The following is a 21126-nucleotide window of genomic DNA, read 5'->3' on the forward strand; positions in this document are numbered from 1 at the left end:
CAGGAGGCAGAAACGCATGCAGCTCAACATCACCTTCCGCCAGTTCGGTTCGTCCGATTCCCTCAAGGAGTACGCGAAGGAGAAGGTCGAGCGGGTGAACAAGTACCTGGATCGAGCCGGAGAGGCCCACGTGGTGTTGTCGCTCGAGCGTCACCTGCACCACGCGGACATCACCATCCACTCGGGCGCCTGGGTGCTGCGCGGCAGGGAGAAGAGCGAGGACATGTACGCGTCCATCGACAGCGCGATGGACAAGATCGAGGCGCAGCTGCGCAAGTACAAGGAGAAGATCAAGAACCACCACGGACGCGAGCGCGTGCACCACCGGCAGGAGCTGGTGAACAACTTCAAGGTGCGCCACAAGGTGTTCGAGCTGCCCGAGGAGGAGGCGCTCGCGGACGCCGCGGACACCGCCGAGGCCCTGCGCTCGGCCACGCCCGCGGCCGCTCCGGCCACCCCGGCCCCCGCGCAGCGCATCGTGCGCACCTCGGAGATCACCGTGAAGCCCATGTCGGTGGACGAGGCGGTGATGCAGATGAACCTGCTCAACCAGGACTTCTACGTCTTCCAGCACGCGACGACGCACGAGGTGTGCGTGGTGTACCGGCGCAAGGACGACGGGCAGTTCGGCCTCATCGGCGTGCACGCGCCGCCCAACGCCGGCTAGCGCTGGCGGCCGCCTCCCGCCTCTCCCCGAGGGGCGGGTGGGGCGGCGGCCTGTTGACGGCGTGGCACCTCCAGGCCGTACCCGAAGGTGAGCCGGCCAAGTCCCACGGGCAGCCGGCCCGGCGTGCCAATCTCCCCGAAGAGCGCGGCCGCGGCGGCCTCGGTGGCGGTGGGTTGGTACGAGTAGACGGCGAGCACCGCCCGCGCCGCGGTGGCTCGCTCGGCCAGGTAGGGCAGGCCCATGGACACGAGCACCACGGGCCGTCCGAGCGAGGCGGCCAGGGTGACGAGCTCCAGCTGGCGCGAGTTGATCATCCCCACCACCACCACGTCCGACTGGAGCGCGAGGGCGCGGGCCCGCTGCCGCACGCGTGCGCGCTGGGCACGCGAGGGCCACGCGGGCACGTCCAGCACCCGGGCACCCGGCATCCGCTCGCGGATGGCGTCTCCGAGCGAGTCCTCGGCGGTGATGACGCCCAGGCGCACGCCGGAGGGCAGGGGGAAGTGCTCGCCGTCGGTGCGCAGCAGGGTGACGGCGGCGCGGGCGATGCGGTGGGCGACCTCCTCGTGCTCGGCCGAGCGCGGGGTGGCCAGCCGCTCCTCCACGGGGCGGGGCGGGGCGAACAGCCCCCGGCGCACCTTGGTGGCGAGGATGTGACGCACCGCTTCATCCAGGCGGGCGGCGGACAGCTCGCCACCGCGCACCGCGGACAGGAGCGCCGCGTGCACCTCGCGCTTCTTCTCCGAGTGCCAGGGCACGAGCACCATGTCCGCGCCGGCGTTCACCGCCAGCACCGCGGCCTGACCCACGCCGTAGCGTCGGGCGATGGGCTCCATCTCCAGCTCGTCGGTGAGGACCAGACCCTGGAAGTCGAGCCGCTCGCGCAAGAGGCCGCGCAGCACCCGGGGGTGGACGGTGGCGGGCGCGTCGTCTCCGGTGAGGGCGGGCACGGCGACGTGCGCGGTCATCAACCCGTCCAGTCCCTCGCGGATGACGGCCCGGAAGGGCTCCATCTGGGCGAGCACCTCCTCGCGCGACTCGAGCATGACGGGCAGCGCGCGGTGGCTGTCGGCGTCCGTGGCGCCATGGCCGGGGAAGTGCTTGGCCACGGTGACGAGCCCCGCGTCCTGCTGGCCGCGCACGAAGGCGCGCCCCAGCTCGGACACGAGGGGAATCGAGTCCCCATAGGAGCGGCTGCCGATGACGGGGTTGCGCGGGTTGAGGTTGACGTCCAGCACCGGCGCCAGGTTCATGTTGAAGCCCAGCCGCCGCAGGTCCTCCGCCTGGGCATGCCCCGCCGCGTAGGCGAGCTGTGCCGAGCGCGTGGCCCCCAGGGCCATGTTGCCCGGCAGCACCACCACGTCGTCCTTCACCCGCACGACGTTGCCCCCCTCCTGGTCCAGCGCGAGGAAGGGGGGGATGCCATCGGACAGCAGCCCGCGCAGGTCCCGGTTGAGCCGGGCCACCTGTTCGCCGTCCGAGATGTTGTGTTTGAAGAGGCAGACGCCCCCCACCCGGTGGCCGCGCACCAACGCCTCCACGGCGCCATCCACCTCGCGTCCCCCGATGCCCACCATCATCAGTTGTCCCACCTTGTCCTCGACGGAGAGGCTGGTGAGCAGCCGCTCCACCTCGTCGGCGAGCGCGTCCACCGGGACGGGGACGACCAGGGGGAGCGCGAGCGGCGGCGGGGGAGGGGATGGGGCCGGGCGCGGGGCCGGCGCCAGGGTACACGCCCCCAGCAGCAGGGCGAGGGAGAGCGCGAGGGCGTGCGAGGGCCGGAGGGACACGTTCCCGTGGAGACTAGACGAGCCCTTCCACCCCCTCCATCTTCCGGCCGCCAGGGCGCGGGAACACACGAAGACGGACAAGGAGTTGCGAAGGAGGGCAGGCGACCCTTGCGCGAATGAAGGGCCAGGAGTAATTGCCCGCGCAGGGAGCGCCACCGCCGGGAGCGCCAGCTTGCGAATCTCCGAGTTCCTCAGCCCACCAGCCGTCGTCTCGGACCTGAAGGCCCGGGACAAGCAAGAGGTGTTGCGCGAATTGAGCGCGGCACTCGCCCATGCCCATCCGACCCTGAAGGCCGAGCGGCTGGTGGAGGTGCTGCGCGAGCGCGAGAAGCTCGGCTCCACCGGCATCGGCGAGGGCGTGGCCATTCCCCACGGCAAGCTGCCGGGGCTCGGCCAGCTCGTGGCCGCCTTCGGCGTGTCCCGTCAGGGCGTCGACTTCGAGGCCATCGACGGCAAGTCCACGCACCTCTTCTTCGCCCTGGTGGCCCCGGAGAACAGCGCGGGCGTGCACCTCAAGGCCCTCGCGCGGATCTCGCGTCTCTTCAAAAATCCGCGCTTCCGCGCTTCCATCCTCGAAGCGCCCACCGTCGAGGCCATTCACGCCCTCATCGTGCAGGAAGACGCTCGGCCCTGAGGGGCCGTGGTAGGCTGGCGGGGATGGATCTGGTCCTTCGGCCGGTCAACGACCGCTTCTTCCATGAGCAGGTGCTGTCCTTCCTGTCGCTCGCGATGAGTGACTCGGCCAGCGCGTTGCAGTCGCTGCTGGGGCAGCTCGACGACGACGAGTCGAGCCTGCTGGCCGGCAAGCTGCTCGCCTCGCATATCGGCGGTGGGCTCGGGGGCGTGGAGCAGACGTCCTGGGTGGCGCTGGTGGACAGGCTCACGCGGATGCAGTGGGGGCCTGGCCCCTCGGGCTGGCGGGTGCTGGGCGAGCGTGCGGGCTACGTGGGGGACTGGGACGAGGCCCTGCACCTGGCGCTGATGCTGGAGGATCCCTCCTATCCCTACGCCCAGGCGCGCGCCTCGCATGGCCGGCGCGAGGGCTTCCGGCGCTACCCGATGGCGGACCTGGGACTCGCGTCGCTGATTGGCGGCCAGTGGGAGCCCTTCCCCTCCTTCCCGCCAGATCGCGTCTTCTCCACCCTGGGGCGGGGCGAGTACGCGTCGCGCCAGCAGTATGCCTTCGCGGACTGGGCGTGGCGGCCGGCGAGCACGGTGGTGCAATGGAGCGCGCAGCTGGAGTCCAAGCTGGAGCGGCTGCTGGAGCGCGAGCGCGAGCGGCTCGAGTCGGCGCAGCCTCCGGAGTGGGAGGCGGTCCGGGCCTGGTTGCTGGGCCACTCCACCGAGTGTCCGGCGTTGTCGGAGCCGCTGGCGGGGTCCCAGGGCGGCGCATGGGTGGAGCGCATCGGTCTGCTGGCGTCGCTCGTGCGCGAGGCGGCCCGGGAGGAAGCGGGCCTGGTGGCGCACGTGGTGCGCCCGCTCAACGAGAAGCCGGAGCAGGCGCCTTCGGAGGAGTCTCCAGCAGGATCGTGACGGGGCCGTCGTTGACGAGCGCCACCTTCATGTCCGCGGCGAAGACGCCGGTGCCCACGGTGAGGCCGCGGGCGCGCAGCACCTCGCACACGCGCTCGTAGAGCGCCTTGGCCCCCACCGGCTCCATGGCCTCGATGAAGCTGGGCCGGCGGCCCTTGCGCGTGTCGCCATGGAGGGTGAACTGGCTGACGACGATGAGCTGGCGCGAGGTGTCCTCCAGCGACAGGTTCATCTTGCCCGCGGCGTCCTCGAAGATGCGCAGGGTGGCGAGCTTGTCCGCCATCCATGCCACCTCCGCCTCGCTGTCTCCCTGGCCCACGCCGAGCAGGACCAGCAGCCCCGGCCCCATCTGACTCACGCGCTCGCCCGCCACCGTGACGGAGGCCTCGAGCACCCGCTGCACCACTGCCTTCATCGTGTCTCTCCTTTCCTCTCGCGGCGTGGCTCAGCGCACCATGTCGACATGGGGGATGCCGTCCTCGTCGTAGACGTCTCCCATGGCCCGGAAGCCGAAGTCCTCGTAGAAGGCGCGCAGGTGGTTCTGGGCACCGATGCGGATGGGCACGCGCGGGTAGCGCGCCTCGATGAAGTCGATCCCCTTCTGCACCAGCACCCGTCCATGGCCATGACGCCGCGCCTCGGGGGCGACCACCACCCGGCCCAGGCTCGCCTGCGGGTACTTCGTCTTGGGGGGCAGCACGCGCAGGTAGGCCGCGAGCCAGGGCGCCTCCGGTTGGTCCTCCATCCCGAGCAGGTGGTAGGCGCTTCGATCATAGCCATCCGCGTCCAGGTAGATGGAGCGCTGCTCCACCACGAACACCTGCTGGCGCAGCTCGAGCGCCAGGTACAGCTCGTCGGGCGTCAGCTCCGCGAAGTTCTTCCACTTCCACGTCAGCATGGCTCTCCTGTCATCGGCGTTCCGCATGCCGGGGATCCAGCGTATCGCGCACCGCGTCGCCGAGCAGGTGAAAGCCGAGCACCGCGAGCGCCAGGGCGAGTCCGGGAAAGAGCGCCACGTGGGGCGCCACGAGGAGGTACTGGGTGCCCTGATCCACCAGCGCCCCCCAGGAGGGCGTCCCCGGAGACGCGCCGAGCCCGAGGAAGCTCAGCGAGGACTCGGCGAGGAGGGTGCCCGGCAGGGCGGAGGTGGCCTGGATGAGCAGCGGCCCCGCGGCATTGGGCAGCAGGTGGTACCAGAGGATGCGCGCGTCACTGGCCCCGAGCGCACGCGCGGCCTGCACGTAGTCGCGCTCGCGCAGGGTGAGCACCTGGGCGCGTGCCAGCCGGGCGTAGCCGGTCCACCCGGTGAGGCTCAAGGCGAGCACGACGTGCGCGAGCGAGGGTCCGAGCACGGCGGTGAGGAAGAGCGCGAGCAGCAGGCCGGGAAAGGCGAGCAGCACGTCGGTCAGGCGCATGAGGACCTCGTCCACGAGCCCGCCCACCCAGCCGGCGATTCCTCCGAGCACGGTGCCCACCGCGGCCGAGAGCGCCACGGTGAACACGGCGACGGTGAGCGACAGGCGGGCGCCGTGGAGCACGTGGGTGAGCAGATCAATCCCATTCTCCCCCGCGCCCAGGGGGTGGCCGGGGCCGGGCGGGGACAGCTCGGCGGCCAGATCGATGGCCTCGGGCGTCGAGGGACTGAGCACGGGGGCCAGCAGCGCGGCGAACACGAGCGTGCCCGTGAGCGCCAGGCCGAGGCGTCCTCCGGGGGACAGCCGCCTCATGCGCGCCTCCGCAGCCTCGGGTCGGCGAGCGCGTAGGCCATGTCGGTGAGCGCGTTGACGAGCAGGAAGCAGCCGGTGAAGACGAGCACGGTGGCGCGCACGGTGTTGTAGTCGCGCCGCTCGATGGCGGACAGCAGCAGGGTGCCCATGCCGGGCCAGGCGAACACCTTCTCGGTGACGATGGCCCCGCCCAGCAGGGCGCCGAACTCGAGCCCCAGCACGGTGAGCAGCGGCAGGAGGGCATTGCGCAGGGCGTGGCGCCAGAGCACGCGCCGGGCGCTGAGTCCCTGGGCCCGGGCGACGGTGATGTAGTCCTCGCGCAGCGCTTCCAGGAGGCTCGCGCGCGTCATGCGTGCGAGGAAGGCGGCGAGCGCGGTGCCCAGCGTGAAGGCGGGCAACACGAGGTGGCGCCAGGAGCCGGCTCCGGACACGGGCAGCCAGTCGAGCCGCAGGGAGAAGACGAGCAGCAGCACGGGCCCGAGCCAGAAGCGAGGCAGGGCCACGCCCACCACCGCCGCGCTCATGGCGGCGGCGTCCACCCAGGTACCCCGGCGCGACGCGGCGAGCACCCCGAGCGGAAGGGCCAGCACGCAAGCCACGCAAAGGGCCGCGAGCGCGAGCACCAGCGTGAAGGGCAGGGCCGCGCCAATGGCGGGCATCACCTTCTTCTGGAAGGGAGGCAGCGAGGTGCGCAGCTCGCCGGTGAACAGCTCCCTCGTGAAGTGCCAGAGCTGCACGGGGATGGGCTCGTCGAGGCCCACCGCGCGGCGCAGCGCCTCGCGGTCCACCTGGGTGGCCTGCTCGCCGAGCATCACGTCGATGGGGTCTCCCGGCACGAGGTGGAGGAAGAGCGAGACGAGCAGCAGCGCGCCCACGCCCGAGAGCAGCGTGGAGATGAGCCGCCTCATGGCCCCACCTGGCGGGCGCGCGCGAGCGGGGTGAAGAAGCCATGGGGGCTCGGCTCGAAGTCCTGGAGGCGCCGGGAGACGACGGCCACCGAGTCCTCGTGCCACAGCGGCACCACGGGGACGAGTTCGTCCAGGCGCTCCTGGGCGCGGGCGTAGAGGCGCAGGCGCTCGGGAGTGGGGACTCGGCTGGCCTCGTCGAGCAGGGCGTCGAGCGCCGCGTCCTCGAGCGCCCCCCGGTTGAGCCCGCCGAAGTGGTTCTTCTCCGAGGGCACGTTGGCCGAGTGGTACGCGCCGCGCATCAGGTCCGGCTCGACGACGGAGGCCCACTTGAGGGTGAAGAGCTCGAAGTTGCCCCGGCGCACGTCGTTGAAGAAGGTGGCGAACTCGAGCGAGCGCACCTCCACGGCCACGCCGCCGCGGCCCAGTTGCTCGCGCAGCACGAGCGCGATGGAGCGGCGCAGCCGGTCGGTGCTCGTCTTGAGCTGGAGCGTGAGCCGGGGAGCGCCGCCGGGGCCATCCGGATCCGGGTAGCCCGCTTCGTCGAGCAGCCGGGCCGCCTCCTCCGGGGCGTATCGGCAGCCGGAGACGGGGGCCCAGGCCCAGTTCGTGCGCGGCAGCAGGCCCTGGGCGGGCCGGGCGAGGCCGTGCAGCTTGTAGGTGACGAGCGGCTCCACGTCGATGAGGTGGCAGAGGGCGCGGCGCACGCGCGCGTCGGCGAGGGCCCCCTCGCGCAGGTTCATGCCCAGGTAGGCGAGGCCCGTGCCCGGCCGGGTGAGCACGCGCAGGGAGGGCTCTCGCTCCAGGGCGGGCAGGGTGGCGGGGGAGAGCGCGTTGAGGACGAGGTCCGCGCGGCCCTTGAGCAGCTCCAGCACGCGGGTCGTCTCGTCGCGCACCACGCGGAAGTGCAGCCGGGGGATGGCGGGCGCGCCCCGGAAGTAGCCCGCGAAGGGCACGAGCGCCAGGTGCTCCTCGTCCGGCTGGGACTCGAAGCGGAAGGGGCCCGCGCCCACGGGAGCCTCGTCCTGGGCCTGCTTGAAGGCGGCCGACGCGCGCCGGGCCGGGAGGATGCCCAGGGACAGGTCCGCCAGCAGGGGCGCGAAGGGCTGGCGCAGGTGGAAGCGCACCGTGCGCGCGTTCTTCACCTCCACCCACTCGAGTGCCGAGTAGCGCTCGGCCCGGGGGCTCGCGAGCGCGGGCTCCCTCACGCTGTCATAGGTGGCCTTCACGTCCCAGGCGGTGAGGGGGTTGCCGTCGTGGAAGGTGAGTCCCGGTCGCAGGGTGAACTCCACGAGCGTGGGGCTCAGCTCCTGGAAGGACTCGGCGAGGTCGGGCACGGGCCTGCCGCTGTCATCGACGGTGACGAGGCCCGGGGTGAGCAACTGGGACAGACGCTGGCCCATCGCCGTGAGCGCGAGCCGGCTGTCGAGGCTGTCCGGCGGCGCCTCGATGAGCACGGTGATGCCCTCGAGGGGAGGCTCGGCGCGGCAGCCGCTCCCGAGCGTGACGACGAGCGCCATGACGAACGCCATGACGAGCCCCAGGTGGGCGGATCGGAGTGGCGGGAGCATGGAAGGAGCGTTGTGTCACAGAACACGTCGCGCGCGTGCCCCTACCCGTGCTTCCGTCCATCATTACTTTTCCCTTCTCATCAGAGGAGCGGGTTCATGGACAAGGCAACGGGAGTGGCGCTCGTGACGGGCGGCAACCGGGGACTGGGGTTCGAGGTCTGCCGGCAGCTCGGTCAGCGGGGCATGCGGGTGTTGCTCTCGGCTCGGGACATCGCCGAGGGGGCCAGGGCCACCGCCGCGCTGCGTGAGGAGGGCCTCGAGGTGAGCTTCGAGCCCCTGGACGTCACCTCCGAGGAGAGCATCGCCCAGCTCACGGATCGGCTCGGACGTCAGGAACTGCGGCTCGCGGCGCTCGTCAACAACGCGGGCATCGCCCTGGAGGGCTTCAACGCGGATGTCGTCGAGCGCACGATCGCCGTGAACTTCACGGGCGTGTTGCGCGTCACCGAACACCTGCTGCCGCTCATGGGGGAACACGGCCGCATCGTCATGGTGTCCAGTGGGATGGGCGTGCTGGAGGGCCTGGCTCCCGCCCTGCGCCAGCGCATCGATCCACCCCCCTCGAAGGACGCGCTGGTCGCCTGGGTGGACGAGTTCGCCGAGGCCGTGCGCGCCGGCCAGTATGAGCAGAAGGGCTGGCCAGGCTCGGCCTACCGCGTCTCGAAGTTGGGCCTCAACGCGCTTACCCGGCTGCTCGCCGAGGAGTTGAGACCCCGGCACCTGCTCGTCAACGCCGTCTGTCCGGGCTGGGTGCGCACGCGCATGGGCGGACCCCGGGCCACGCGGGATGTGGAACAGGGAGCCGACACCCTCGTGTGGGCGGCGCTCCTCCCTCCCGATGGACCCACCGGACGGCTGTTCCGGGATCGCCAGCCCATCGCCTGGTAGCCGATTGCTTCCGCTCGGCGGTGGGCTCCTCGCGTTGGCCAGCGATCAATTCCCGGCCTCGCGCGAGCATGCTTTGCCGCCTGGTGGAAGGCCGGGCACCCCGGAGCCGGGGTGCTCGGGTGTGTCTCCCTTGCCGCCCCAGACTCCCCCTTTCATAATGCCCAACACCTTCCCCGGAGAGTGTGTGCAGGTCCCCCGAGCCAGAACCCTCTTGGCCGTGACGATTGCCATTTTCGTCGCCCATCCGCGCGTGAGTGCCGCCGCGGATGACAAGAAGCGCGCCGAGCGCGAGGCCCTCAAGGCGTCGTTGTTGCAGGTGCTGCAGCGCGACCCCCTCAACGCCAGCCGTGTGGGCGTCCACATGATGAGCCTCGACGACGGCTCGGTGGTGTTCAGCCACAACGCGGACGAGCTGCTCAACCCCGCCTCCAACGTGAAGCTCGTCACCTCGGCGGCGGCGCTCTCCACGCTCGGGCCCGAGTTCCGTTTCGAGACCGAGTTCCTCGTGGAGGCGGAGTCCGATGGTCTCAAGGCCAAGACGCTCTACGTGCGAGGCAAGGGAGACCCCTCCATCACCACCGAGCGCCTGTACGGCATGGTGGGCGACCTGTTCCACACGGGCCTGCGCGAGGTGCAGGACATCGTCGTGGACGAGGCGTGGTTCGACGACGAGCGCACCCCGCCGGGGTATGACCAGGAGGACTCGGACCGGGCCTACATGGCTCCCACGGGAGCCCTGAGCCTGAACTGGAACGCGGTGGGTGTCTTCCTGCGTCCCGGTGAGCGCCTGGGCGCCAAGGGCGTGGTGGAGATCGAGCCGCCCAGCGACTACTTCGTGGTGGAGAACGCGCTCACCACGGGCGACCGGCGGGCGCGCCGCTTCTCGGTGTCGTCGGACGCGGCGGGCGCGCAGCAGAAGATCATCGTGCGCGGCCTGGTGCCCGAGGCCGGCGGCGCCATGAGCGTGTACAAGAAGATCGACAACCCGCCGCTCTACTTCGGCCAGACGCTCAAGCAGATGCTGGTGGCGCGGGGCGTCAAGGTGAAGGGCAAGGTGAAGGCGGGGCTGACGCCGCAGCGCGCGAAGCTCGTGTTCGTGGCGCACTCGGACACCTTCGACATCGTGCTCAAGCGGCTCAACAAGCTGTCGAGCAACTTCATCGCCGAGACGCTCCTCAAGACGATGGGCGCGGAGGCGCGGGGCGCTCCGGGCTCGTTCGCCAAGGGGCTGGACGTGGTGGAGGACTTCCTCGCGCGCGAGGTGGGCATCCCCCGTGGCACCTACGTGATGAAGAACGGCAGCGGACTCAACGACGCCAACCGCTTCTCCGCCACGCAGCTCGACCGGATCCTCCGCTACATGTACGAGCGCTTCCCGCTCGCGCCCGAGTACCTGTCCTCGCTGGGCATCGCCGGCAAGGACGGCACGCTCAGGTACCGCTTCGATGGCACCGAGGCGGTGGGCCGGCTGCGCGCCAAGACGGGCACGCTGGAGAACGTGTCGGCGCTCAGTGGCTACGTGCAGGCGGCGGGCGGCGAGAAGTTCATCTTCTCCATGATGGTGAACGACTACCCGGGCCGCTCGGGACCGGTGGTGCGGGGCCTGGACGCGCTGGGCACGGCGGTGGCCTCGGTGGGCTCGACGATGGGCCCCGGGCGCGCGGTGGCCGAGCTCGCCAGCGGCGAGAAGTCCAGCAGCCCCATGGGCGAGATGAGCAGCCGGGTGAAGACGTACCTCGCCCTGAGCAGCCAGCATGATCCGCGCAACATCGGCTTCCTGCGCACGGCGTGGCGCAGCGAGCGCGACCCGGCGGTGCGCGCGGTGGTGGCCGAGGGCCTCTACCAGTCCAATCCCCAGGATTACCTCGGGGTGCGCACGCTCCTGGACAGCTACTCGGCGGGCTCGGAGGTGTACGGCCGGCTGCGCACGGTGGCGCGGGAGTTGTCGGTGGGGGTGCCGGGGCTGGGCAGCCTCGTGGAGCTCGCCGCGAGCGGCAACGTCGAGGCGCTCTCGCGCGTCGCCGAGCTGGCCGGGGCGTCCGCCGGCGACAACCTCGCCGAGGGGGAGATGGCCGAGGGCCTGGGTGCCATCGCCCGCTCGGCGCCCGAGGATCTGGTGCAGGCGCTGCGCGTCGCGAGCGACAAGGATCGCGAGGCGGCCACCACGCTGCTCGCGCGCGGCCTCGTGCAGACCGGCGAGGCGGAGCACCCCTTCTGGAAGGCGCTGCGCAAGAGCCTGGGCGCGTCGGATCCCAAGGTGGCGGAGTTCTCCCGCTCGCTCGAGGGCCTGATGTCGCGCAAGGTCGCCGAGGCCAAGGCCCCCCGGGCCGAGCCGCCCCTGGGCAACCCTGTCCTGGCCTCGCCGCCCGTCATCGGCAGCGGCCTCTCGGAGACCCGTCCCGGCGGGTGAGGGCCCGCCCGCTCGCCCTCCCTCCTTCCCTTCTTCCGACCGTCCGGGAAGGGCGGGGGCTGAAGCCCTGTTCAGGTGCTTGTCAGCCCCTTATGGTAGGGAAGTGGCGCGAGCGGCATTCCCGCTCTTGGATGTAGGTAACCGGCCCGTGGTGGGCCGGTGCTCGAGAAAGGACGGCATCATGGCTGGAGGCGTCAACAAGGTCATCCTCATTGGCAACCTGGGGGCGGACCCGGAAGTGCGCTTCACCCCGGGCGGACAGGCGGTGGCCAACTTCCGCATCGCGACCAGCGACAACTGGACCGACAAGAGCGGCCAGAAGCAGGAGCGCACCGAGTGGCACCGCATCGTGGTGTGGGGAAAGCTCGCGGAGCTGTGCGGTGAGTATTTGAAGAAGGGCCGCCAGTGCTACATCGAGGGCCGTCTGCAGACGCGCGAGTGGACGGACAAGGAGAACCGCAAGAACTACACCACCGAGGTGGTGGCCAACGCGGTGACCTTCCTCGGGGGCCGTGACGGAGCGGGCATGGGTGGTGGTGGCGGCGGTGGTGGTGGGGGCCGCGGTGGCGGCTACTCGCAGCAGCGCGGCGGCGGTGGTGGCGGTGGCCAGTCCCAGGGCGGCGGCTACGACGACTACGGCGCTCCTCCCATGGACGATGGCGGTGGCCCCATGGGCGGCGGCCACGGCGGGGACGACGACATCCCGTTCTAGGCCTTCCCGCTGAAACACCAACGGCCGCTCCCGGGAGACCGGGGCGGCCGTTGTCGTTGCGGGCGCTCGGGGGGAGCGCCCTGCGCGCCACTCAGTGCATGTCGCCCTGCGTCTGGACGATGGCGTTGCGCGCGTCGATGACGGCCTGGGTGCCACCGGCCTGGTACATGGCGAAGAGCACGCCCCAGCCCATGGCGAGCAGCACCAGGAAGAGGACGATGGACCACGGCTCGAAGCGGCGCATGGAGCGCTCACTGGCCAAGAGGCCCCAGCCCATGGCGAAGCCCTGGAGGCCGTTGGCCAGGTGGTACGCGGTGCCGAGGATGCCGAGCACGTAGACGACGATGGTGGGCGTGTGCCAGCGCATCTCGTAGGCGATGGCGGCGAAGGGCTCGGCCGCGCCGTGCACCAGCCGCGGCTGGAGGAAGGCCAGCCACATGTGGGCCCCGATGAAGCCGAGCACGCCCAGGGCCGCGGCGCGCTGGAGGATGTACTTGAGGTTGCCGTAGTTGGGGTAGGCGCCCAGGTTGGGCCGGAAGCTGAACAGCCGCGCCACGCCCCACGCGGTGTGGATGAGCAGCGGCAGCAGCACGATGATGAAGGTGAAGATCATCGAGTACGGGTGCTTGTACTCGGTCACCGCGGACTGCCAGGCCTGGGCGCCCTGGAACGCGGCGAGGTTGTCCCACAGGTGGTTCACCACCCAGATGCTCAGCGGCACCACGGCGAGGAACGAGCCCAGACGGGACTGGATGAAGGGCGTCTTCTGGGGAAGGGCGTCGGCGGTAGCGGCTTGGGTGCTCATCGGAACTCCGGACGTCGCGCGGGCCCGAGGGGACCGCGCCAGGAAGTCAGTCGGACGGGGTGTTATAGCCGGTCCTGGGACCGGGGTAGGATTTTCCGCCATGGGAAGACGCCTCCGGGCCACAGGGAGGTATCAGCGGGGGTGATGACCGGGTCCGGCTCCGCTCCTGGCGGGGGAGCCACCGGGGGAGCGCCCGGGTGCGTATTGTCATTGGCGAGCGCCCCGGGGGACGGCAGGCTATTGCCCCCTCATGGCCGATGAACTCGTCAGTGGTTTGTTGAAGGAGACCGACCTGCGCGTGGTGCTCGTCACCGCGAGCGACCTGGCCCGCCGGGCGCGCGAGCTGCACCGCTCGGCGTCGGCGTCGGCCTCGCTGATGGCGCAGGCCCTCACCGCCGGGGCCCTGCTCGGCTCGTTGCAGAAGAATGACTCGCGCATCAACCTCCAGGTGGAGTGCGATGGCCCCCTGCGCGGCCTCTTCGTGGATGGGGATGGGGCGGGGGTGGTGCGGGGCTACGCCAAGAATCCCCTCGTGTCGCACGTGGGCGCCGAGGGCGAGTACCATTGGCGTCCGGCGCTCGGGAACAAGGGCTTCCTGTCCGTGCTGCGCGACCTGGGGGGGGGCGAACAGTACCGCTCGGCGGTGGAGCTGGAGAGCTTCGACCTGGGGAGTGACCTGGAGCGCTACTTCCGCATCTCGGATCAGCTCCCCACGCGGGTCTACCTCTCGGTGCAGCCGCTGTCCCAGGGCGGGCAGGTCGAGCCGCTGGGACTCGTGGCCGGCATGCTCCTGCAGCCGCTGCCGCAGGGGGACATGGAGGCCTTCCGGACACTGGGGGAGCGGCTCGCCCGGGACTTCGAGTCCGCGGTGCGGGCGCACGCCTCCCAGGGCACGAGCGCGCTGCTCAAGGCGCTGGTGGCCCAGCCGGACCTGGAGGTGATGTCGCGCTACCCGGTGTCCTTCACGTGCAGTTGTAGCAAGGAGCGGGTCAAGCGCGCGCTGATGACCCTGGGCCAGGCGGAGCTGGAGGACATCCTCGCCACGGATGGCAAGGCCGAGGCCGACTGCCACTTCTGCACGATGCACTACGTCATCACCGGGGAGGAGATTCGCGGCCTGCTCGGGGAGATGGAGGCCTCCACGAGCTGAGCGAGGAGGCGGGCGCGGGGTTGCTGCCGGGAGTGGCGGTAGCGCACGGCCCGGGGTATGACGCGGGCCCCGCCTCTCACACTGGAGTCCGCGCCGTGGCCACCAAGCGGGCAACACCCAAGGTCACCAAGGGCAAGCCCTCCCAGAAACAGGTGGAGAAACTCGTCTCCATTCCACCCGACGTGGTGCTCGCGCCCCAGGTGGAAGCCCCCCGTCATGCCACCGGGCGCGACCAGTCGCGTGCCAGGACCCAGGTGCAGGAGCTGACGTGGGCGCAGTTCGATCGCGCCGTGCAGACGCTCGCGCTCGCCATCCGCCAGTCGTACTCGCCCGCGGCCGTGGTGGGCGTGGCGCATGGGGGCGTGTTCGTGGGCGGGGCGCTGTCCAGCGCCCTGGGCGCCGAGTTCTTCCCGGTGCGCATCAGCCGCCGCAGCCGGGACAAGGGCCAGGCCAAGCCGAAGCTGAGCGGGGAGATGCCGCGCGAGCTCAAGGGCAAGCGGGTGCTCATCGTGGACGACGTGGTGGCCAGCGGCGACACGCTGGCGCTGGCCGTGGCGATGGCGCGCAAGGTGGGGGCCCGCGAGGTGAGCACCGCGGCGCTGGTGTCCCGGCCGGGTGGCTTCGAGCCGGACTTCTTCGCGCTGTCCACCGACGCCCTGGTCGTCTTTCCGTGGGACTACGAGGACGTCGCCGAGGACGGGCGCTTCGACGTGGACCCGGACAAGGCGGGGGCGTGAAGGCCGCGGGGGGGCGCGGAGCACGATGATCATCGGCACCGCGGGGCACATCGATCACGGCAAGACGTCCCTGGTCAAGGCGCTTACCGGAATCGACACGGATCGGCTGAAGGAGGAGAAGCGCCGGGGCATCACCCTGGAGCTGGGCTTCGCGCACCTCGCGCTGGGCGAGGGGCAGGTGGCGGGCGTGGTGGACGTGCCCGGCCACGAGCGCTTCGTGAAGGCGATGGCGGCGGGGGCCGGCGGGGTGGACCTGGCGGTGCTGGTGGTGGCGGCGGACGAGGGGGTGATGCCCCAGACGCGCGAGCACCTGGACATCTGCCGGCTGCTGGGCGTGAAGGCCGGAGTGGTGGCGCTCACCAAGGCGGATCTGCTTCCGGGGCTGGGCGCGGAGTGGCGCGCGCTGGTGGACGCGGACGTGGCCACGCTGGTGGCGGGCACCTTCCTCGAGGGCCGTCCCGTGGTGCCCGTCTCGTCGCGCACGGGCGAGGGGCTCGAGGCGCTGCGGGCCGCGCTCGTCGAGGTCTCCAGGGACGTGCCCGCGCGCGGCGTGGACGGCCCCGCCTTCCTGCCGGTGGACCGGGCCTTCAGCTTGAAGGGCTTTGGCACGGTGGTGACGGGCACGCTCTTGTCGGGGGCCTTCGCGGCGGAGGACTCCGCTTCCCTGCTGCCGGGCCTCGCCGGACCCTGGCGTGTGCGCGGAGTGCAGCGGCATGGCGAGGGGGTGCCGCGGGTGGTGGCCGGGCAGCGCGCGGCGGTGAACCTCGTGGGCGTGGAGGCCGAGGCCGTCGCGCGGGGCGCGGTGTTGGTGCACGCGGGCGAGGTGTCCGAGACGTCCATGTTGGACGTGGAGCTGAGCCTGTTGGCCGCGGCGCCCGAGGCGCTGCCCCGGCGCCGCAAGCTCCTCCTTCACCTGGGCACGGCGCAGGCGGAGGCCACGGTGGCGCTGTTGGACCTGGAGCGGTTGGAGCCGGGCGAGACGGGGCTCGCGCAGCTACGGCTGGCGACGCCCGTGGCGGCGCTGCCCGGCCAGCGCTTCATCCTCCGGGGTCCGCGCGCGCTGCCGGGCCGGGGTGCCACGCTGGCCGGGGGGCGGGTGTTGTCCATCTCGCCTCCGCGCCGGCGCAGGGGCGGGGCCGGGGTGGTGGCGCCCCTGCTGGAGGCGGACCCGGGCACCCAGGTGGCGTGGCTCTTGAGACAGGCGGGCTACCGGGGCCTCACCTGGAAGGAACTCTTCGCCCGCTCCGCCCTGGCGTCCCGGGTGTTGTCGCGGGCGCTGGAGACGCTCGGCGCGCGGGGCGCGGCGCTACTGGTGGACAAGGAGCGGCGGCTCTACCTTTCGGGCGAGGTGTTCGAGGGGATGCGGGCGCGGGCCCTGGCGCTGCTCGACGCCTTCCACGAGCGCGAGCCCTTGCGCGAGGGGCTGTCGAGGGAGGAGCTGCGCCAGCGCCTGTCGGGCGAGCTCGAGGCCCGGGTGTTCTCCCGGCTGGTGCAGACGTTGGTGGAGGCGGGCAAGGTGGAGGTGGAGCGCGAGACGGTGAGGCGGGTGGGGCGGGGCCGCACGTTGTCCCTGGATGAGGACGCGGCGCGCACGCGGCTGGTGGCGGACCTGGGGGCGGCGGGGCTCGCTCCGCCCACGCTCCACGAGCTGGCCGAGCGGCTGCGCCTGCCCGTGCCCCGGGTGAGGGAGCTGCTGCGGGTGGCGGTGGCGGAGGGCCGGGCGGTGGGGGTGAGCGAGGAACTCTACTTCGACGCGGGCGCGCTGGCTGGCCTCAAGGAGAGGCTCGTTGCCTACCTGCGCGACAAGAGCGACATTTCCACCCAGGCGTTCAAGGAGTTGGTGGGGCAGAGCCGGAAGTTCGTCATTCCCCTCTCGGAGTACTTCGATCGCGAGAAGGTCACGCTTCGTGTCGGAGAGAAACGGGTGCTGCGGCGCGCATGACGAGGAATCTCTACAACGAGGCGACCCTGCGCAGCCTCATCGACCACTTCACCAATCCCATCTCCGTGGTCCAGGATGGTCGGATCCGGATGGCCAACGACGCCTACCTGGCGATGCACGGGTTGTCGCGCGAGCAGGTCGAGGGCCGCTCCTTCTTCGACTTCCTCCACCCGGAGGACCTGGCGAGGCTGCGCACGCGCTACCGCCTGCGGGAGCAGGGGATGCTGGCGGAGAGCGATCCCCGGCGCTACGTGCTCCCGTCGCGTCCGGGCGTGGGGCCGCGGGAGCTGGCGGTGCACGTGCAGGAGGTGGAGCTGGAGGGCAGTGGCTTCGCGCTGCTGTGCAACCACCTGGTGCTGGGCGATCGTCCGAGCGAGCTGGAGATGGCCGAGCGCCTGGTGGAGACGTCCGCGAAGCTCGTCGCGGCGCGCTCCGAGGAGGCGGTGCGGCGCATCGCCCTGGAGGGCTTCCAGGGGGTGGGGCTCGTCGCGCGCTTCCTGGCGCGGGACGGGGAGCGCTTCAGCCCCTTCGAGGGTTTCGAGGAGGCGCTGGCCTGGCGGGCCCTGACCGAGGGACGCCCCGTCTTCGGCCACTTCGAGAACGAGTCCACGGCCGTCTACCTCGCGCTGGGCACCACGTCGTCGGAGATGCTGTGGGTGGCGGGCCCGGAGGTGCGGCCCTCGTACGGTCCGGTGCTGGAGCTCTTCGCCAAGGTGGTGGGGGCGGCGCTCACCGACGCGCGGCTGTTGGCGGACGTGGAGCGCAGCCGCTGGGAGCTGTCGTCCGTGGCCGAGGTGGCGCGCTTCGTCGCGCTGCCCGAGCCTCCCTCGCCCGAGGACTTCCTCGCGCGGCTGTCGCTGCTGGTGGGCGCGGAGGCCGTGGTGTTGTACGGGTCGGACTCGCCGGAGGGGCCTCCTGGGCTCGTGGCGCAGGTGGGTCTGGAGCCGGCCCAGGTGGAGGCACTCCCGATGCCGCGGGAGGAGTGGCTGTCGGCGGAGCTGTCGGCTCGGGGCGTGGTGCTCTCCAGCGAAGCGGAGGAGCGCGAGTGGAGCGCGCTGTCCGCGGGCCGTCTGGTCCGGAGCGCGGCGGTGCCGTTGTTGCTGGGAGGTCAGCCCGGGGGGCTCTTGCAGGTGCTGCGCGGCGCGGACCCTCCCTTCAGCGCGGAGGAGCTGCGGCTGCTGGGCACGCTGGCCGAGCTGTTGATGATGTTGCTGGAGCAGCGCCGGCTGCGGGCCGAGTCCGCGCGCCAGCTCACCGACTCGCGCCTGCTGTTGGATCTGGCGCGCACCACCGCCACCACGTTGGAGGTGGCGAGCATCCTGGACGTGGCCTCGGACTTCCTCGTCAAGCTGCTGGATGTCTCCAACTGCTTCATCCTCCTGCATGACGAGCAGGCGGGGGTGCTGCGGGGCGCCGCGGCCTCCGTCACCCATCGCGACTTCTTCCGGGGTCTGGTGGTGCCGGTGGATGACCCCGAGAGCCTCGCGGCGCGCGTGGCGCGCGAGCGCCGGTCCATCTCCGTACCGGACCTGTCGAAGGCCGGGTCCATCGGGCGGCGCTCGCTCGTGCAGCAGCTCGAGCAGAAGGCGATGCTGGCGCTGCCACTCACCTCGCGCGAGCAGCTCATCGGCGTGGTGTTGCTGGACGACATCCGCCGGCCCCGGATCTTCCCCACGGCGTTCATCGAACTGGCCGAGGCCACGTGCGGGCAGATCGCCCTGGCCATCACCAACGCGCGTCTGTACGAGTCTCTGTGGGCGTCCTACGCGGAGCTGGCCGCCGCGCGCGCGGAGATGGTCAAGCGCGAGCGCCTGGCGGCCCTGGGCGAGCTGTCGGCCATCGTGGCCCACGAGGTGCGCAATCCCCTGGGTGCCATCTTCAACGCCGTGGCCTCGTTGCGCCACCTGCTCAAGCCGGATGGCGACACGGCCATGCTCCTGGACATCCTCGCCGAGGAGAGTGACCGGTTGGACCGGATGGTGAGCGACCTGCTCGACTACACGCGGCCGCGCGAGCCCATCCGCCAGCTCGAGGACGTGGCGCGCATGCTGCAGGACGCGGTGGAGGCGGCGTGGAAGCAGCAGGGCAGCCCGAGCCACATCACGCCCACCATCGAGGTGGAGCCGCAGTTGCCCCGGGTGCCGTTGGATCGGCGCCACATCCGCCAGGTGCTCATCAACATGCTGGTCAACGCCATGCAGGCGATGCCCCAGGGCGGCGGGGTGCGGGTGCTCGCCCGCCGCGAGCTGCATGAGGACCGGGAGCTCTTGCGCATCGACGTGGTGGACCAGGGGAGCGGCATTCCCACCGAGCTCATCCACCGCGTCTTCGAGCCCTTCTTCACCACCAAGGCCCAGGGCACCGGCCTGGGGCTCGCGGTGGTCAAACGCATCATCGAGGAGCACCACGGGGAACTCTCCCTGGAGAGCACTCCGGGCCGTGGCACCACCTTCTCCATCCGTCTCCCCCTCAACCAGCCGACGAGTCCGCCGTGACAGACCCATCGACGACTACTCTTCCTCGTGGCCGCATCCTGGTGGTGGATGACCAGCGCAACATGCGCGCCACCACCGCGCTGCTCCTGCGCTCCGAGGGCTACTTCGTGCTCGAGGCCGCCACGGGCGAGGAGGCGCTGCAGATCCTGTCGGGCGGCCGCGTGGAGCTGATGCTGACCGACCTCAAGATGGAGCCCATGGATGGGCTCACCCTGCTCAAGAAGGCGCTGGAGGTGTCGCCGCGCCTGCAGGTCATCATGATGACGGCGTTTGGCTCCATCGAGAGCGCCGTGGAGGCCATGCGCCAGGGGGCGTTCGACTACGTCACCAAGCCCTTCAAGGAAGGGGAGCTGCGCTACCGGGTGGAGCGGGCGCAGGAGCGGGCGCGGTTGCAGGCCACGGTGGACATGCTGGCGGGCGAGTTCAACGAGCGTCACGGCTTGAGCGCGCTGGTGGGCCGCAGTCCGGCGATGCTCGAGCTGACGTCGCGGCTGATGCGCGTGGCGCAGAGTGACGCCACGGTGCTGGTGCAGGGCGAGAGCGGCACGGGCAAGGAGCTCGTCGCGCGCGCGGTGCACGCGCACAGCCGGCGCAAGGCCCTGCCCTTCGTGCCCGTCAACTGCGCCGCCATTTCCGAGTCGCTGCTCGAGAGCGAGCTGTTCGGCCACGCCAAGGGCGCCTTCACGGGTGCGGTGCGGGCCCGCCGGGGTCTGGTGGAGGAGGCGGACGGGGGCACGCTCTTCATCGACGAGGTGACGGAGACGACGCCCGCCTTCCAGTCCAAGCTGCTGCGCACGTTGCAGGACGGCGAGGTGCGGCGCGTGGGCGAGTCCACCGCGGTGAAGGTGGACGTGCGCATCGTCGCCGCCACCAACCGGGACATCGAGCTGGAGGTGCAGGAGAAGCGCTTCCGGCAGGATCTCTACTACCGGCTCAACGTGGTGACCCTGCGAGTGCCCCCGCTGCGCGAGCGACTGGAGGACGTGCCCGCGCTGGCCGAGCACTTCCTCAAGCGCGCCAATGCGCGCAGCCCCAACCCCAAGCGCCTGTCGGCGGCGGCGGTGGAGCACCTGATGGGCCACAACTTCCCGGGCAACGTCCGGGAGCTGGAGAACCTGGTGGAGCAGGCGGCGGCGCTGTCCGAGGGCGAGGAGCTGCTCCCGGAGGACTTTCCCCTGCGTCCGCACACCCGGGTGGGGGGGACGCCGGATGCGCCGCCCGCGCCGCTCACCACGGACCTCAGCTCCCGCGTGCCCACGCTGGCAGAAGCGGTGGAGGAGGCCGAGCGGCGGGCGATCGCCCAGGCCTTGGAGCGCTACGCGATGGACCTGGGCCGCGTGGCCGAGGAACTGGCCGTCTCCTCCACCACGCTGTGGCGGAAGATGAAGCGCCTCAACCTCCGTCCACCTGGGGGAGAACATCGGGAGTGACAGCGGAGCTGCAAGGGCCGTTCAATGATGAAAACTGGAACCCCCCGGGATGACAGCGGATTTGCAGCGCTGAAAACGCATTGCAGCCCTGCAATGCCGGAAGGTGTCCCTTGGAGAGGGGAGTGCCGCTCAAGTCCTTGAAATGACGGGGCTTTGAGGCGCCGGGAGAGCTGGCATGCAGCGTGCTAAAGGTTGGAGTCAGAATGCGCTGATGTGGCGCTGAAGAGGTTCCCCCCCACCGCTTCAGTGTCTCCGGTGTGTTTTCTTTAGAAGAACCCGCGGCCCGGTCCCCTCTTCGAGGGGTCCGGGCCGCCTTCTTTTTGGGCCTCGGGCGCTGATCCAACTCCGCCTCCCGGGAAGGAAG

18 protein-coding genes are annotated in these 21126 nt (G+C 71.2%); 11 read left to right on the top strand and 7 right to left on the bottom strand.

All coding sequences use genetic code 11. The features are described from left to right. The first annotated feature begins 16 nt into the window (after positions 1 to 16). Positions 17 to 667, top strand: coding sequence for a ribosome hibernation-promoting factor, HPF/YfiA family (gene hpf, locus CYFUS_RS07120; RefSeq protein WP_095984553.1), 651 nt, complete (start codon positions 17 to 19; stop codon positions 665 to 667). On the opposite strand, the gene CYFUS_RS07125 is transcribed toward hpf, so the two are convergent. Continuing rightward, on the bottom strand, positions 664 to 2457 hold the full coding sequence (locus CYFUS_RS07125) for a glycoside hydrolase family 3 protein (protein ID WP_232537415.1): 1794 nt from the start codon (positions 2455 to 2457) through the stop codon (positions 664 to 666). The genes hpf and CYFUS_RS07125 overlap by 4 nt on opposite strands. A 172-nt stretch (positions 2458 to 2629) precedes the next feature. Between CYFUS_RS07125 and CYFUS_RS07130 the strand changes: the two genes are divergently transcribed. Together CYFUS_RS07130 and CYFUS_RS07135 are read left to right on the top strand one after the other, a co-directional pair. After that, a complete protein-coding gene (locus CYFUS_RS07130) occupies positions 2630 to 3091 on the top strand; it encodes a PTS sugar transporter subunit IIA (protein ID WP_095984554.1) in 462 nt (153 codons plus the stop codon). A gap of 23 nt (positions 3092 to 3114) precedes the next feature. Further along, the gene (locus CYFUS_RS07135) at positions 3115 to 3990 is read left to right on the top strand and encodes a hypothetical protein (RefSeq protein WP_095984555.1); all 876 of its coding nucleotides are present in this window, start codon (positions 3115 to 3117) and stop codon (positions 3988 to 3990) included. Here CYFUS_RS07135 and dtd read toward each other — a convergent pair. Genes dtd through CYFUS_RS07160 form a run of 5 tightly spaced genes read right to left on the bottom strand, consistent with a single transcriptional unit; the run spans position 3938 to position 8154 of the window. Beyond that, positions 3938 to 4405, bottom strand: a complete 468-nt coding sequence (dtd, locus tag CYFUS_RS07140) for a D-aminoacyl-tRNA deacylase (protein ID WP_095984556.1) — start codon at positions 4403 to 4405, stop codon at positions 3938 to 3940. The two genes, CYFUS_RS07135 and dtd, sit on opposite strands and share 53 nt — an antisense overlap. 30 nt (positions 4406 to 4435) lie before the next feature. After that, positions 4436 to 4888 (bottom strand): GNAT family N-acetyltransferase, encoded by a 453-nt coding sequence (locus tag CYFUS_RS07145; protein WP_095984557.1) that lies wholly within the window; start codon positions 4886 to 4888, stop codon positions 4436 to 4438. Between the two features lie 10 nt (positions 4889 to 4898). Next, positions 4899 to 5717 carry an ABC transporter permease gene (locus CYFUS_RS07150; protein WP_095984558.1) on the bottom strand — a complete coding sequence of 273 codons (819 nt, stop codon included), beginning with the start codon at positions 5715 to 5717 and terminating at the stop codon, positions 4899 to 4901. Continuing rightward, the gene (locus CYFUS_RS07155) at positions 5714 to 6625 is read right to left on the bottom strand and encodes an ABC transporter permease (protein ID WP_095984559.1); all 912 of its coding nucleotides are present in this window, start codon (positions 6623 to 6625) and stop codon (positions 5714 to 5716) included. Before CYFUS_RS07155 ends, CYFUS_RS07150 begins: the two co-directional genes overlap by 4 nt. Next, on the bottom strand, positions 6622 to 8154 hold the full coding sequence (locus CYFUS_RS07160; protein ID WP_232537416.1) for an ABC transporter substrate-binding protein: 1533 nt from the start codon (positions 8152 to 8154) through the stop codon (positions 6622 to 6624). Before CYFUS_RS07160 ends, CYFUS_RS07155 begins: the two co-directional genes overlap by 4 nt. Positions 8155 to 8289: 135 nt before the next feature. Between CYFUS_RS07160 and CYFUS_RS07165 the strand changes: the two genes are divergently transcribed. From CYFUS_RS07165 to ssb, 3 genes are all read left to right on the top strand, one after another. Next, on the top strand, positions 8290 to 9081 hold the full coding sequence (locus CYFUS_RS07165) for an SDR family oxidoreductase (protein ID WP_095984560.1): 792 nt from the start codon (positions 8290 to 8292) through the stop codon (positions 9079 to 9081). Positions 9082 to 9265: 184 nt separating this feature from the next. Then, positions 9266 to 11491: a D-alanyl-D-alanine carboxypeptidase/D-alanyl-D-alanine-endopeptidase gene (gene dacB / locus CYFUS_RS07170; protein ID WP_095984561.1), complete on the top strand. Its 2226-nt coding sequence runs from the start codon at positions 9266 to 9268 to the stop codon at positions 11489 to 11491. A 181-nt stretch (positions 11492 to 11672) separates the two neighbouring features. Then, positions 11673 to 12203, top strand: a complete 531-nt coding sequence (ssb, locus tag CYFUS_RS07175) for a single-stranded DNA-binding protein (protein ID WP_095984562.1) — start codon at positions 11673 to 11675, stop codon at positions 12201 to 12203. A gap of 91 nt (positions 12204 to 12294) precedes the next feature. Here ssb and CYFUS_RS07180 read toward each other — a convergent pair whose 3' ends face one another. Beyond that, positions 12295 to 13008 (bottom strand): succinate dehydrogenase, encoded by a 714-nt coding sequence (locus CYFUS_RS07180; protein ID WP_095984563.1) that lies wholly within the window; start codon positions 13006 to 13008, stop codon positions 12295 to 12297. Between the two features lie 250 nt (positions 13009 to 13258). Here CYFUS_RS07180 and CYFUS_RS07185 point away from each other — a divergent pair, with 250 nt between their 5' ends. The 5 genes from CYFUS_RS07185 to CYFUS_RS07205 all read left to right on the top strand — a co-directional run bounded on the left by CYFUS_RS07185 (position 13259) and on the right by CYFUS_RS07205 (position 20762). After that, positions 13259 to 14158: an Hsp33 family molecular chaperone HslO gene (locus CYFUS_RS07185; protein ID WP_095984564.1), complete on the top strand. Its 900-nt coding sequence runs from the start codon at positions 13259 to 13261 to the stop codon at positions 14156 to 14158. Between the two features lie 95 nt (positions 14159 to 14253). After that, on the top strand, positions 14254 to 14895 hold the full coding sequence (locus tag CYFUS_RS07190) for a phosphoribosyltransferase (protein ID WP_095984565.1): 642 nt from the start codon (positions 14254 to 14256) through the stop codon (positions 14893 to 14895). Between the two features lie 25 nt (positions 14896 to 14920). After that, entirely contained in the window at positions 14921 to 16837 is a 1917-nt protein-coding gene (gene selB / locus CYFUS_RS07195) for a selenocysteine-specific translation elongation factor (protein WP_095984566.1), read from the top strand. Next, on the top strand, positions 16834 to 19332 hold the full coding sequence (locus CYFUS_RS53800; protein WP_095984567.1) for an ATP-binding protein: 2499 nt from the start codon (positions 16834 to 16836) through the stop codon (positions 19330 to 19332). The genes selB and CYFUS_RS53800 overlap by 4 nt, the downstream gene beginning before the upstream one ends. Further along, positions 19329 to 20762: a sigma-54-dependent transcriptional regulator gene (locus tag CYFUS_RS07205; protein ID WP_232537417.1), complete on the top strand. Its 1434-nt coding sequence runs from the start codon at positions 19329 to 19331 to the stop codon at positions 20760 to 20762. Before CYFUS_RS53800 ends, CYFUS_RS07205 begins: the two co-directional genes overlap by 4 nt. Positions 20763 to 21126: the final 364 nt, after the last annotated feature.

Source organism: Cystobacter fuscus (assembly GCF_002305875.1).
In the GTDB taxonomy this organism is placed as follows: Bacteria; Myxococcota; Myxococcia; order Myxococcales; family Myxococcaceae; genus Cystobacter; species Cystobacter fuscus_A.